Below are 13,213 nucleotides of genomic sequence, written 5' to 3'. Positions count from 1 at the left end.
TAGGCCTTCCTGCGGTCCAGCGGCTAGAATCCGGACATGACCGATGTCCGCACGATCCTGCGCCAGGCCGCCGAGGCCCTTGGCGACCGACTCGAGGCCGAGCTGCTGCTAGCCCATGTGCTGGGGGTGAATCGCGCGTGGTTCTTTGCGCATGCCGATGACGAACTCGGCACCGACGCCACTGCGGCTTTCGGAGGGCTCGTGCGCCGACGTGCGGAAGGCGAGCCGGTCGCTTACATCACGGGCACGCGGGACTTCTGGTCGATGACCCTGGAGGTAGGGCCCGCCACGTTGATACCGAGGCCGGAAACCGAGCTTCTGGTGGAGCTCGTTCTGGAGCGACTGCCTGCGGGAGGACGCGTGCTCGACCTCGGTACGGGCAGCGGGGCGATCGCCCTCGCCGTGGCGAAGGAACGTCCCGATGCTTCGGTCACGGCCGTCGACTTCAGCGAGCCGGCGCTGGTTGTCGCTCGGCGAAACGCGGAGCGCCACGGTCTGCAGCGCGTACGCTTCGCTGCCAGCAACTGGTATTCCGCGGTGGTTGACGAGCGTTTCGACGTCATCGTCAGCAATCCTCCGTATATCGAGTCAAGCGACGCGCATCTCGGGCAGGGCGACCTGCGTTTCGAGCCGTCAAGCGCGCTCGCTTCCGGGGCGGACGGTCTCGACGACATCCGGCGCATCGCCTCCGGCGCATCCGCGCATCTCGTCGACGGTGGCTGGCTGCTCATGGAGCACGGCTGGAACCAGGGGCAGGCTGCTCGTTCCATTCTCGAGCGCACGGATCTCATGGACGTCTTCACCGCACAGGATCTGGAGGCGCGGGATCGCGTGAGCGGAGCGAGGTTGGCAGTCCGATGAGCCTGACGAGCGAAAACCTGCCCACGGTCTTTGCTCTTTATCACGTGCACTCGATCGGCCCAGGTGCCGGCGACGTCAAAGATCTGGGCATGCATGCGTCGCGTGCGAACGCCGAAGCGTCCGTCGCGGCTTACCTCGATTTGCCCGGTTTCAGGCGAACCCTCGATGGATTTCGCGTGATCGCTTACGCCATCGACGTGCTGCTCTGGCCCATGGGATTCGCCGTCGCGGACGGGTTGCCCGGGCTGCTCGCCCGCCACTCTCCGGAGGGTGCGGCGACGGAGCTGGCCGAGGTTCACGTGGTCTGGCATGAGTTCGAAGAGCCCGCGGAAATCGACCATGAGCGCGTGGTCGGCGTCTTCTCGACGCGCGCGCTTGCCGAAGAGGCGGTAGCCGCCAGCAGGCGACTCCCGGGTTTTGCCGACTATCCCGATGGCTTCATGACCGGAGCCGTTACGCTTGGAGAGCGTGGCTGGACCGAAGGATTCGCCACCGTCGACGGACGCGAACCTCCATCGCTTTCTTCATTGCTCGCCGGGTGCTCAGGTCGCATCACGCGGCATGGTGATCTCGCGCTTCTCGACGTGGCCGCCCTGTCCGACGTGCTTGTGGCGATGGGTGATATCGGTGTTCGTCCCCTTGGTATTAACGGATTCGTGTCCGGTGGACATGGGATCAATCCCGACCCTGATCAGACACTCGATCTTTCCGGCTGCGCGACGGTTCGCTGTTCGCTTGATGAAGCGCAGCGGTTCGTCGGGACGAGCGCGCGGGCCGATCGGCTTTATGAGCTGGTGACAGCGGATGCCGGGCGTCCACTACTTGTGCCCGAACGCGCGTTGCTCGTGCACGTGATCGGCAAGGCAGGCATGGCTGAACCCGAGGCCGCGTGGCTTGATGCGCTTCGTGTAACCGATCTCGCGAATGGTGGCCTGGGCGGGTTTCGTGTCGTGTTCCCGGAGCCGGGTGACTACACGCGAGCAGTAAGCGACTTTGCCTTCGACGATAGCGACGGCGTACAGGTGCAAGGGCGGTTGAACGTCGACGATGACGGCATGCCGTACGAGGTCGAGATGTCGCGAGTCGACTTGCTGCCTCTACAATCACTTCCCAAGGACTGGGCCGACGGCTGAGTTGCCGACGGCCCACGTGCGATGACTCAGCCCGCGCTGGCCACTTCCGTCGCCACGAACTGCGGAAACCGCGCAACGATCGCGCTGCGGATCTGCGGGAGGTCGAGCCCGGCCATCGTGAGGACTTCCTCGCGGCTCCCGTGCTCGAGATAAGCGTCCGGCAGCCCCAGATGCAGGATCGGCAACGTCACGCCATTGGCGGCCAGCAATTCGGCCACGCCCGCACCGGCACCACCGGCGATGGCATTGTCCTCGATGGTGACGAAAGCTTTGTGCGTCCGAGCCATCTCGAGGATCAGTTCCTCATCCAGTGGTTTCACGAAGCGCATGTTCACCAACGTGGCATCAGTCTCCGCGGCGATAACAGCGGCAGGTGCCAGCATCGTGCCGAAGGAAAGAATCGCCAGACCGTGGTGCCCGCGACGGCGCACTTCGGCCTTGCCGATCGGATACGTCTCCAGCGCCTCGACCATCTTCGCGCCCGGACCGGTACCGCGCGGATAGCGAATGGCGGCCGGGCCGTGGTACTGATAGCCCGTGCTCAGCATGATGCGGCATTCGTTCTCGTCGGCCGGCGCCATGATCACCATGTTCGGCAGGCAGCGCATGAACGACAGATCGAAACTGCCCGCGTGCGTGGCGCCGTCCGGACCGACCACACCCGCGCGGTCGACCGCGAAGGTGACATCGAGGTTCTGCAGGGCCACGTCGTGGATGGCCTGATCGTAGGCGCGCTGCAGGAACGAGGAATAGATCGCCACGACGGGCTTCGCACCCTCGACCGCCATGCCCGCGGCAAGCGTGACCGCATGCTGCTCGGCGATGGCCACGTCGAAATAACGCTGCGGGTATTCCTTCGAGAAACGCACCAGGCCGGAGCCTTCGCGCATCGCCGGGGTGATGCCGAGCAAGCGCTCGTCGGCGGCCGCCATGTCGCACAGCCAGTCGCCGAAGATATCGGTATAGGTCGGTTTGGCGGGCGCGCTCTTCTTGACAAGACCGGCCACCGGGTCGAACGGACCTACGGCGTGGTATTCGATCGGACCTTTTTCGGCAGGCTCGTAGCCCTTGCCCTTGGTCGTCATCACGTGGACGAGCTGCGGGCCGGGGAGGTCCTTGGCGGTCTCCAGGGCCTGGACCAGCTGCGCCATGTTGTGCCCGTCGATGGGACCCGTGTAGTGGAAGCCCAGTTCCTCGAACAGCGTCGACGGCACGAACATGCCCTTGGCGTGTTCTTCCCAGCGCTTGAAGAAACGGCCGAAGAACGACTCCCTCGGCATGGCCTTCTTGGCCCGCTCCCGCCAGGCGTTGAGCGTGCGGCTGGACATGGCGCGGGCCATCATCTTGGTCATCGCGCCGACGTTTTCGCTGATCGACATGCCATTGTCGTTGAGGATCACCAGCATGTTCGGCTCGACGTCGCCGCCGTGGTTCAGGGCCTCGAAGGCCATGCCGGCGGTCATCGCGCCGTCGCCGATGACGGCGACGACCTTGCGGTGGTCGCCTCGGCGCTGCAGAGCGATCGCCATACCCAGCGCGGCCGAAATGGACGTGGACGAATGCCCGACGCCGAAGGTGTCGTACTCGCTCTCCTCGCGGCGGGGGAAGGGAGCCAGGCCGTCCTTCTTCTTGATCGTGGTGATGCGGTCGCGGCGGCCGGTCAGGATCTTGTGCGGGTAGCACTGGTGACCCACATCCCAGACGAGGCGGTCTCGCGGGGTATCGAGCACGTGGTGCAGGGCGACCGTGAGCTCGACGACGCCCAGTCCCGCGCCGAAGTGACCGCCCGACGAGGCGACGGCCTCGATCAGGTACCGGCGCAGTTCGTCGGCGATCGCCGGAAGTTCGTCTTCCGGGAAACGCCGGAGATCCTCCGGCGAGTCGATCTGCGCCAGATAAGGGTAGCGGGAGAGGTCGTTCATCCGCCTATTGTTCGCCTACGGAGGGGCGGGGGCAAGGGACGACGTGTGAAACCTTACGGGCAAAGGCGGGCGGGATTCAGGCGGGGCGTCGATCCCGTGGCAGATGGCTGACCAGAAATTCCATCTGGTCGGCCAGGATATTGCGGTTGGAAAGGATCAGGTGCTCCACCCAGCTGGGCCGGTAGGGCACGGCCAGAAGCGGCATGCGAGCCTGCTGCGGGGTACGGTTGCTCTTGCGCAGATTGCAGGCCAGGCAGGCGCTGACCACGTTCTCCCACTCGTCCGCACCCTTCTTGGACAAGGGCAGCACGTGGTCGCGGGTGAGTTCGTGGCGGGTGTATTGGTGACCGCAGTAGAGACAGATGTGCCGGTCGCGGGCGAAGAGGGCCGTGTTGGTCAGCGCCGGCGCCGGATCGACGGCGTGTTCCCGGCAGTGGCCGGTGCTGGCCACGATGGGGTGAAGCTCGAGGCTGCTCTGCATGCCGAGCGCCCGGTTCATCCCGCCGTGGACGGTGAGGCAGGCGTCGCCCAGTGTCCAGGCCACCACGCCGCGGACATACAGGCAGACGGCGTCCTGCCAGCTGATCCAGTCCAGGATGCGGCCCGCCGCGTCGAGCGACAGCACGCGCGTCGTATGCAGCGCGCTTACCCTCGGCAGGTCCTCTTGGAGCACTTCCATCGTCATCGGGTCTCGTCCTTCACTAAAGCGAAAGAGCGTTCCAGCAAGCCGAACTCCGTGCGGATCGGGGGGCCGATCCCGCCTCCTGGGAGGCGTTCGCCCGAGCATAGCCCATTATTGCGACGGAATCGCGCACGCCCGGTACGGTTCTTGCGGGGCTGTAGCGGTCATGAAGCGCTGATATAGTGGGGGTTCGTTAACGCCTGCGCGGGTTTGGAAGGGGGGCCGGGGTGGCTTCCCAGGTCCGGCGGGTCCATGAGGGTTTCTCAGTGGCAGAAGTGCTTTTCTACGAGCGTCCGGTTCCCCTGAATCGCACGGCGCATCGCGATCTCCGTCTCAAGGCGGTGAACAACATCCGTTTCGCGGCCACGGCGCACTCCGTGCCCCTGACCGGCGTCGAGTTCGCGCCCGCCGCGCGTGACTTCCCGATCCTCTTCGCTGGCAACAGCATGGAAGAGGCCGGCCCGATGGCCCTCCTCGGCCTGCGTCAGGGCGAGAACCTGCTGGTCGGTGAGAACGGCTTCTGGGAACAGGGCATGTACATCCCGGCGTTCGTCCGCCGCTACCCGTTCGTGCTGGCCGAGAAGCCGGCCGGCACCGAGGGCGACGACTTCACCGTGTTCCTCGACGAGGCCTACGAAGGCTTCAACGAAACCGAAGGTGAGCGTCTGTTCAACGAAGACGGCACCGACGCGCCGGCGCTGACCAATGCCGTGAATTTCCTCGGCGAGTTCCAGGACCACGTCGCCCGTACGCAGTGGTTCATGGGCAAGCTCCGCGAGCACGACCTGCTCGAGCCGCGCACCATCACCCTGCAGAAGGAAGGCAAGGGCATCAACCTCAACGGCCTGTTCGTCATCAACGAAGAGAAGCTGCGCGCTCTCGACGAGAAGGTCGCCGGTGAATTCCTCCGCGAAGGCGCCTTCGGCTGGATCTACGCGCACCTGGTGTCGCTGGCCAACATCGACCGCATGGCCGCGCGTCTCGACACGCGCGAGCAGAAAGAAGTCACGACCCCCACGGTCTGATTGTCTGGCTCCATCAAAAAAAGGCCACCCGCGAGGGTGGCCTTTTTCGTTCCACCGCCTCGATCAGCGAACCGGCTTCGCCAGCCGTATCAGGTCCGTATCGAAGCCATGCTTCACATACATGTCGCGGGCCCGCTCGTTGCCGGGGAACACGGCCAGCGTTACAAACTGGCAGCGATGGTCCTTGGCCCAGGCGTAGGCGTGGTCGAGCAGGAAGGTACCGACGCCTTCGCCCTCGTGTTCTTTCGCCACCGCGATATCGGAGATATGGCAGTTGTCGCGATGCGTGAAGAAGTCCTTGGTTTTCTGAAGATGCACGAAGCCCACAGGGTCACCGTCTTCGTTCTCGGCGACGAAGATGTAGCTGTTGGACGGTTGTTCGTCGAGGTGTCTGACCAGGTCCGACTCGATGCCCTTGAGGCAATCGGTCTTGCTGCGCCCGTTGGGCAGCGGGAAGTCGACGAAACGGTGGAGCAGGCCAAGGATGAACTCGTCATCGTCGCTCTCGGCGAGACGGATCAGAAACGGAGAGTCGCTCATCGGGTCGGGCACCGTCGCGGTGGGAAGGCTGGCCAGAGCCTTTTCTACACCTTCGGGGGTGGCGGGGAAACCCCCGCCACCCTCCAGCGGGTTACAGCAGTTCCGGCAACGTCGCTACGCCCGCCTCGATCGCCGCCTTGTGGACGTGGATACGCGGCAGGATGCGGCTGAAATAGAACGTGGCCGTGTCGCGCTTGGCCTGCTTCGCATCGGCGGGGAGGTGTGAGCCCTCGGCGGCGAGCACGCTGCGTGCCCAGCAGTAAGCCAGGGTCACATAGCCCGACAGATAGAGATAATCCACCGCGGCCGCGCCCAGCTCCTCCGGGTTGGCCTGTGCGCTCTGGGCGATCGCCTGGGTCAGATCGCCCCAGGTCTTGGTCGCCACGGCGAGAGGCCCGATGAAAGCCTTGACGCTTTCCGTGGTCTGGTGCGCCTGGCAGAACGCCGAAATCTCACCGAGGAAATGCTTCAGACCGGCGCCCTGCAGCTGCATGACCTTGCGGCCGAGCAGGTCCAGCGCCTGGATCTGCGTGGTGCCTTCGTACAAGGTGATGATGCGCGCATCGCGGACGAACTGCTCCATGCCGTGCTCGGCGATATAGCCGTGACCGCCGAAGATCTGCAGGGCTTCCTTGGTGCATTCCTGCGCGGCTTCGGTGAGCAGGCCCTTGGCGATCGGAATCAGGAAGGACAGCAGTTCACCGGCTTCCTTGCGCGCCTGCGGATCCGCATCGCGCGACTCGATGTCGCTCTGCAGCGCGGCGTAGGCGGCGAGCACGCGGCCACCTTCGACGAAGGCACGCTGGGTCAGCAGCATGCGGCGCACGTCGGGATGCACGGTGAGCGGATCGGCCGGCTTGTCGGGCAGTTTCGCACCGGACAGCGCACGCATCTGCAGGCGCTCACGGGCGTAGTTGAGGCTGTTCTGCAGGGCGCGCTCGGACACTGCAAGACCCTGGATGCCGACGGCGAGCCGCGCGGCATTCATCATGGTGAACATCGCCACCAGACCCTTGTGCGCCGGACCGATCAGCCAGCCTTCGGCTTCGTCGAAGTTCATCACGCAGGTGGCCGAGCCCCGGATGCCCATCTTGTGTTCGATGGCGCCCGCGGCGACAGCGTTGCGCTCGCCCAGGCTGCCGTCTTTGCCTACCTTGAACTTCGGCACGACCAGCATCGAGATGCCCCGGCTGCCGGCCGGCGCGTCGGGAAGCCGCGCGAGCACGAGGTGGATGATGTTCTCGGCGAAATCGTGTTCGCCCGCGCTGATGAAGATCTTGGTGCCGGTAACGCGGTAGCTGCCGTCCTCGTTCGGCTCGGCGCGGGTCTTCAGCAGGCCCAGATCCGACCCGGCCTGCGGCTCGGTGAGACACATGGTGCCGGTCCAGCGGCCTTCGACAAGCGGTTTCAGGAAGGTTTCCTGCTGCCATGCGTCGCCGTGGTGCTCGAGGGCGTCGGTGGCGCCGTGCGAGAGCAGGGGGTAGATGCCCCAGGCCAGGTTGGCCGAGTCGATCATTTCCTTGGTCATTGCGCCCAGCACGGCGGGCAGGCCCTGGCCGCCGAACTTCTCTTGCGCGGTGAGACCGGCCCAGCCGCTTTCCGCGTACTGGCGGTAGGCTTCCTTGAAGCCTTTGGGCGTGGTGACCGACGCGGTGGCCTTGTCGTAATGGCAGCCTTCCTGGTCGCCGCTGGCATTCAGGGGCGCCAGCACCTGCTCGTTGAAGCGTGCGGCCTCGTCGAGCACGGCATCGAGCAAGTCGCGCGTGTGGCCCTCGCCGCCTTCCAGCCGGGCGAGCACGGCTTCGGCGCCGAGTACGTCGTAAAGCGCAAAGCGCATGTCGTCGAGGGGGGCTTTGTAGATCGTCATGGCGAATCCTGGCGTCGCGGCGGGCGCGGCTGGGTGAGGTCAGGGAGAGCGATAGGTATCGGGGATGCCGGGTACCGGCGACAGCCAGTTGCGTCCGTGCACCTCGAAGGTGCGGGGCTTCTTTTCCTGCTCCGGGAGGGCGGTGATCGTTCCTTCGATGGCATAGGGCAACGAGCCGGAGCTGCCTTTGGCGGCCAGTTCGGCCAGCGCTTTCGACATGTCCGGTGTCGGCAAAAGATCGATTTTCGCCACGTCGGCGGCGAACGACGGGATGTCCTGATCGACCTTCGCATCGAGCAACACCCCGGCGAGATTGCCCACCTGCAGGGTGCCCTGGAACGTCTCGAACGACATGCCGCCGTAACTGTTGTTACGGACGCGCAGGGTCAGGTGCCAGACGCCTCCCGGCCTGGCAGTGACTTCCTGCAAGGTCACCGACGGCGGAAAAACACTCTTTTTCGCGGGGCCGCAGGCGGCGAGCGTGGCCACGCCGAGAAGCAGCGCGATGCGTGCGAACGAGTTGCGGACGGTCGAGATCATTCCCTGGGCTTCCGGCATGGGTGCGTCGAACAGGTGTCGGATGGTAGCGCCGGGCATGCATGCGCGCGAGACGTGCGTTTGAAACGCGGTTCCCAAGCGGGGAGCGAGCAGGCATCATCAGCGATCATCATCCAAGACCATCGATTCTCCCTATGACCCGACGCATCGCCGCACGACGTTCGCCCATCCACGGAAACGGCGTCTTCGCCACCGCGCCCATCAAGGCCGGCGACGAGATCGTCGAATACAAGGGCGACATCATCACCCACGCCCAGGCCGACAAGAAGTACGGCGACGGTGGCGAGACAGGACACACCTTCCTCTTCACGCTTAACGAGAAGTTCATCGTGGACGGCAACAGCAACGGCAATACGGCGCGCTGGATCAACCATGGCTGCGATCCCAACTGCCAGGCCGTGGTTGAGGAAGCCGTGGAAGGCAAGCCGTCGAAGAAGGACCGCGTGCTGATCGAAGCCATCCGCGATATCGCGCCCGGCGAAGAGCTGACCTACGACTACGGCATCACGCTGGACATGCCGCATACGGCGCGCCTGAAGAAGATCTGGGCCTGCCTGTGCGGCTCGCCGAACTGCATCGGTACGATGCTCAAGCCGAAGCGCAAGGCCGCCTGATCCTTCTCTTCACGTTTGCTCACGGGGCGCCGACGCCTGCGCGACGCCCCGGTCATGCTCCGCCATTGATCCTCGGAATACACCCTTTCCGAGGAATCATCATCATGGCAAGCCAATCTCTCGACGGTCGTCGCATCGCAGTGATCGCCACCGACGGCTTCGAACAGTCCGAGCTGACCGAGCCGAAGCGCCTTCTCGAAGCCGCCGGCGCGACGGTGGACGTCATCTCTCCCGGCGATGCCACGCAGATCAAAGGCTGGGACAAGAAGGACTGGGGCAAGAGCGTCGATGTCGACGTACGGCTCGACGACGCCGACGCCGGTAAGTACGACGCACTGGTGCTTCCAGGTGGCGTGATCAATCCGGACAACCTGCGCACGGACGAGAAGGTGCTGGCCCTGGTCAAGGCGATCGCTGGCGCGGGCAAGCCTGTCGCCGCGATTTGTCATGGGCCGTGGACGCTGATCAACGCCGGGCTGGTAAAGGGCAAGAAGCTGACTTCATGGCCTTCGCTGAAGCAGGATCTGGTCAATGCGGGTGCGAACTGGGAAGACAGTCAGGTCGTGCAGGACGGCAACCTGATCACCAGCCGCAAGCCGGATGACATCCCGGCGTTTACGGATGCCTTGATCAAGGCTGTGGCGGCCTGATCCGGGAGCACTGCCAGGGCCGGCTTCCAAAGCCTGCCCTGGCGGGAGCCGGCTCCGCTGGCGATCGACCCGCCTCGGCCTGAGGTCCCCGGGATCAGTCCTCGTCCACCCGCGGCCTCCACTGCTCCGCCAGCTTTCGCTGAATGGCCAATGGTGCCGTGTCGTAATGACTGAACGCCACGGCGAACCGCCCAAGTCCCCCGGTCGTCGACTTCAACTGTGTGGGATAGTCGGTGAGTTCCGCCAGGGGCACGCGCGCACGAATGAGCGTCTCGCCGCCCCGTAGCGCGTCGCTACCCATGATCTGTCCACGCTTGCCGGCTAGCCCACCCGTCACGTCGCCGACATAGCGGTCCGGGATCGACACCTCCAGATCCATCACCGGCTCCAGGACCTGTGGCCGTGCTCGTGAGGCGGCATCGAGAAAAGCCTTGTGCCCCGCGCTGATGAAGGCGACTTCCTTCGAGTCGACCGGGTGATACTTGCCGTCATATACGGTCACACGCAGGTCCTGCATCGGGTAGCCCGCCAACGCTCCGATTTCCAGCGCCTGACGCACACCTTTCTCGATCGCGGGGATGAACTGGTTCGGGATGACGCCGCCCCTGGTCTCATCCGCGAAGATAAGACCCATGCCGCGCTCCAGCGGCTCCACGCGCAGGAATACTTCAGCGAACTGTCCCGCGCCGCCCGTCTGTTTTTTGTGCCGATGATGGCCCTCGGCGCGCGCGCCGATGGTCTCGCGGTAGGCAATGCGCGGCGGGTGCGTAACGACATCGATGTCATATCGCGACTTCATCCGTTCGAGCATGAGTCTCAGGTGCAGGTCCGACAGACCTCGCACCACGGTCTCGTTCAGCTCCTTGTGATGTTCGACGCGGAAGCAGGGGTCTTCTTCCGCGAGCCTCGCCAGTGCCTGCGACAGTTTCTGTTCCTGCCCGGGATGTGCCGGTTCGATCGCCAGTCCGAACATGGGCGACGGGAAAGGTGCCGCATCGAGATGGATGCCCGCTTCGTCCGGGGCATCATGCAACACGGCGTCGAAGTGGATGTCCTCGACCTTCGCCACCGCGGCAATGTCACCGGGCAGGGCTTCGTCCACTTCGACATGTTCACGCCCCTTCAGGCGGAAGAGATGCGCCACCTTGAACGGCTTGCGTCCGTCGTCGACGAGCAGTTGCGAATCCCGGCGCACCGTTCCCTGCCAGACGCGAAAAACGCCGAGCTTGCCGACGAAGGGATCGTTGATGATCTTGAACACGTCGGCGACCACATGGCCTCCGGCATCGGCGGCCACCTCGAAACGCGTGCCGGCGTCGTCATGGAAGGGGGGAGGATTCGTTTCACCGGGACAGGGCAGAATACGCTCCACGATCTCCAGCAGTTCACTCACGCCGATACCGTCGCGTGCGCCGGTGAATACGATGGGCACCAGATGACCGTCGCGGAGACAGTGCTCGAACGCGTTGCGCATTTCCGTAGTGCTCAACGCCGACTCGCCCGCGTCGAGATAGTGCGCCATCACGTCGTCGTCGATCTCGACCACCTGATCGATGATGCGCTGGTGTGCCTCTCCGGGGGACGAGAAATCCGTATCTCCCGTCGTCTGGAAAAAGGCATCACGCACGGTGTGTCCCTGCGATGCGGGGAGGTTGAGGGGAAGGCATTCGTTCCCGAATTCGTTACGCAGATCGTCCACCAGCAGAGCGAGGTCCGCGCCCTCGACGTCGATGCGATTGACCACGATGATGCGTGCGAGCCGGCGCTCCTTCGCGTAACTCATCATGGCGCGCGTGCCGTGTTCGATGCCGTTGGCCGCGTTGACGACGATCGCTACCGTGTCGGCGGCGGCGAGCGCCGCGAGTGCCGGGCCTCGAAAGTCGGCATAGCCGGGGGTGTCCAGCAGATGGATGCGATAGCCGTTGCGCTCGATGGAGGCGATCGAGGCATCGATTGAATGCCCGCGCGCTTTCTCCATCGGATCGGTGTCGGAAACGGTACTGCCTCGCTCCACGCTGCCCATGGCGGTCAATGCGCCGCCGGCGTGGAGCATGGCTTCGAACAGGGTGGTCTTGCCGGCGCCGGCGTGTCCGGCGAGGGCGAGGCTGCGGATGCGTTCCGTGGATTGGGACACGATGCGACCCTCCTTCAGTGACACGAAGGATCCCCCCCAGACCGCTAGCCTTCTCCTCCCGGGATGAAGAATCAAGGGGAATCTTCCGGGCGCCGCGCGGTCTCAAGCCCGGGCTTACGTTGCACTCAGCAGTACCCCGCTAACATTTGCGACTTTTCATCGAGCCCAAGGGATATTTCCCCGCGTGCAATACCCCGGCAAGGCGCCACCGCCGTTCGTCGACACCCACCGGCTCGAGCCGGAGGCGTCGTCGCGCCTGCATGGGCTGGTGCCGCTGGACCCGGAGACGCTCGCCGTCCTCAGGGCTATGCGACGGCAGCCGCCGCCGCGGAACCGGGTGCGTTTCATCCTGGCGCTTGCCGCGGTCCTGGTCTTCCACGTCCTGCTGATTCTGGTCATCCGCTACGAGATGGAGCCGCGGGTCCAGGTCGGCTTCTTCGTCCCCCAGGACAAGGCTGACGTACTCGAGGTGCGCTTCATCGAGCCGACCGCGCCGGCGCCCGCGGTCGAGGCACCTCCGCCGCCGCCGGTAAACGAACCGCCGCCGAAAGTCCGCTCACCGGAGGCTACCCGTCCCGAACCGCCGCCGCCGAAAAAGAAGCCGGAGGCGCCGACGCCGGCCGACACTGCGCCCGCCGTGACGTCTGCCGATGCGCGGCCCCCGCCTAACCTGTTCGGCACCGACGGCTCGATTGCCCTGCCGAAGACCGGTGCGAACCCGGCGGGCTCGGACTACACGCCCCCCCGGCCGACCGATAACACAAGCGTGATGTCGCACAAGACCACGGTCACGTACACGCAGACCCGCTTCGAGAAGGACTGGGCACCGCGCGACGAGAACGTGGTCAGTCAGGGCATGCGCCGCGTCATCGAGAAGACCACGGTGAAGAAGACCATCGATCTCGGTCATGGCACGCGGGTGAACTGCTCCACGGTCTTGTTCGTGCTGCCGGTGGGCTGTGGCGGCGAGGACCCCTCGAAGGCCGCGCATAAGGACGGAGACACACGCCTGAACATGGCTAATGCACCGCTGGTAAAGGATCTGCCGGGCGCGCCGCCTCAGCGCACGGAAGCCGAATGCATCGCCGCGTACCGTGCCGACGAGCGGGTCAAGGAGGGCTGCCCGACCGACACGCCGCTGAAGGCGATGGATCAGGAAAACGCCGAGCGCGCACGCCGCACGGGTAACTGACGCCTGCGACGCACGCCACGATTGTGCGGCGCGGC

The 13,213-nt window shown here is 65.0% G+C and carries 12 protein-coding genes; 6 read left to right on the top strand and 6 right to left on the bottom strand.

Annotated features, from left to right (window positions below; genetic code table 11):
• The first annotated feature begins 36 nt into the window (after positions 1 to 36).
• Together prmC and BLT40_RS20260 are read left to right on the top strand one after the other, a co-directional pair.
• Complete coding sequence (gene prmC / locus BLT40_RS08085; RefSeq protein ID WP_090352622.1) at positions 37 to 861, top strand: peptide chain release factor N(5)-glutamine methyltransferase; 825 nt, start codon at positions 37 to 39, stop codon at positions 859 to 861.
• The gene (locus BLT40_RS20260; RefSeq protein ID WP_176809128.1) at positions 858 to 1,994 is read left to right on the top strand and encodes a DUF6984 family protein; all 1,137 of its coding nucleotides are present in this window, start codon (positions 858 to 860) and stop codon (positions 1,992 to 1,994) included. Before prmC ends, BLT40_RS20260 begins: the two co-directional genes overlap by 4 nt.
• A gap of 26 nt (positions 1,995 to 2,020) precedes the next feature.
• On the opposite strand, the gene dxs is transcribed toward BLT40_RS20260, so the two are convergent.
• Positions 2,021 to 3,916 carry a 1-deoxy-D-xylulose-5-phosphate synthase gene (gene dxs, locus BLT40_RS08075; RefSeq protein ID WP_036110713.1) on the bottom strand — a complete coding sequence of 632 codons (1,896 nt, stop codon included), beginning with the start codon at positions 3,914 to 3,916 and terminating at the stop codon, positions 2,021 to 2,023.
• Positions 3,917 to 3,992: 76 nt separating this feature from the next.
• Entirely contained in the window at positions 3,993 to 4,595 is a 603-nt protein-coding gene (locus tag BLT40_RS08070) for an HNH endonuclease (protein ID WP_090353818.1), read from the bottom strand.
• 269 nt (positions 4,596 to 4,864) lie between these two features.
• Here BLT40_RS08070 and BLT40_RS08065 point away from each other — a divergent pair, with 269 nt between their 5' ends.
• Positions 4,865 to 5,623, top strand: a complete 759-nt coding sequence (locus BLT40_RS08065) for a SapC family protein (protein WP_090352621.1) — start codon at positions 4,865 to 4,867, stop codon at positions 5,621 to 5,623.
• Between the two features lie 63 nt (positions 5,624 to 5,686).
• Here BLT40_RS08065 and BLT40_RS08060 read toward each other — a convergent pair whose 3' ends face one another.
• From BLT40_RS08060 to BLT40_RS08050, 3 genes are all read right to left on the bottom strand, one after another.
• Complete coding sequence (locus BLT40_RS08060) at positions 5,687 to 6,163, bottom strand: GNAT family N-acetyltransferase (RefSeq protein ID WP_036110721.1); 477 nt, start codon at positions 6,161 to 6,163, stop codon at positions 5,687 to 5,689.
• A 91-nt stretch (positions 6,164 to 6,254) separates the two neighbouring features.
• Positions 6,255 to 8,030, bottom strand: a complete 1,776-nt coding sequence (locus tag BLT40_RS08055) for an acyl-CoA dehydrogenase C-terminal domain-containing protein (protein ID WP_090352620.1) — start codon at positions 8,028 to 8,030, stop codon at positions 6,255 to 6,257.
• Positions 8,031 to 8,069: 39 nt separating this feature from the next.
• Positions 8,070 to 8,570, bottom strand: a complete 501-nt coding sequence (locus tag BLT40_RS08050; protein ID WP_051943337.1) for a hypothetical protein — start codon at positions 8,568 to 8,570, stop codon at positions 8,070 to 8,072.
• Between the two features lie 152 nt (positions 8,571 to 8,722).
• Here BLT40_RS08050 and BLT40_RS08045 point away from each other — a divergent pair, with 152 nt between their 5' ends.
• Entirely contained in the window at positions 8,723 to 9,202 is a 480-nt protein-coding gene (locus BLT40_RS08045; protein WP_036110728.1) for an SET domain-containing protein, read from the top strand.
• Positions 9,203 to 9,306: 104 nt separating this feature from the next.
• Positions 9,307 to 9,852: a type 1 glutamine amidotransferase domain-containing protein gene (locus BLT40_RS08040; RefSeq protein ID WP_036110731.1), complete on the top strand. Its 546-nt coding sequence runs from the start codon at positions 9,307 to 9,309 to the stop codon at positions 9,850 to 9,852.
• Between the two features lie 94 nt (positions 9,853 to 9,946).
• Here BLT40_RS08040 and fusA read toward each other — a convergent pair whose 3' ends face one another.
• Positions 9,947 to 11,986 (bottom strand): elongation factor G, encoded by a 2,040-nt coding sequence (fusA, locus tag BLT40_RS08035; RefSeq protein ID WP_090353816.1) that lies wholly within the window; start codon positions 11,984 to 11,986, stop codon positions 9,947 to 9,949.
• A 184-nt stretch (positions 11,987 to 12,170) separates the two neighbouring features.
• On the opposite strand from fusA, the gene BLT40_RS08030 reads away from it, so the two are divergent.
• The gene (locus BLT40_RS08030) at positions 12,171 to 13,178 is read left to right on the top strand and encodes a hypothetical protein (protein ID WP_090352619.1); all 1,008 of its coding nucleotides are present in this window, start codon (positions 12,171 to 12,173) and stop codon (positions 13,176 to 13,178) included.
• The last annotated feature ends 35 nt before the right edge of the window (positions 13,179 to 13,213 follow it).

This window comes from Dyella sp. 333MFSha, from assembly GCF_900102405.1.
In the GTDB taxonomy this organism is placed as follows: domain Bacteria; phylum Pseudomonadota; class Gammaproteobacteria; order Xanthomonadales; family Rhodanobacteraceae; genus Luteibacter; species Luteibacter mycovicinus.
Note: the sequence above shows the minus strand (reverse complement) of the source record. Positions and strands in the feature narration are given on the sequence as shown.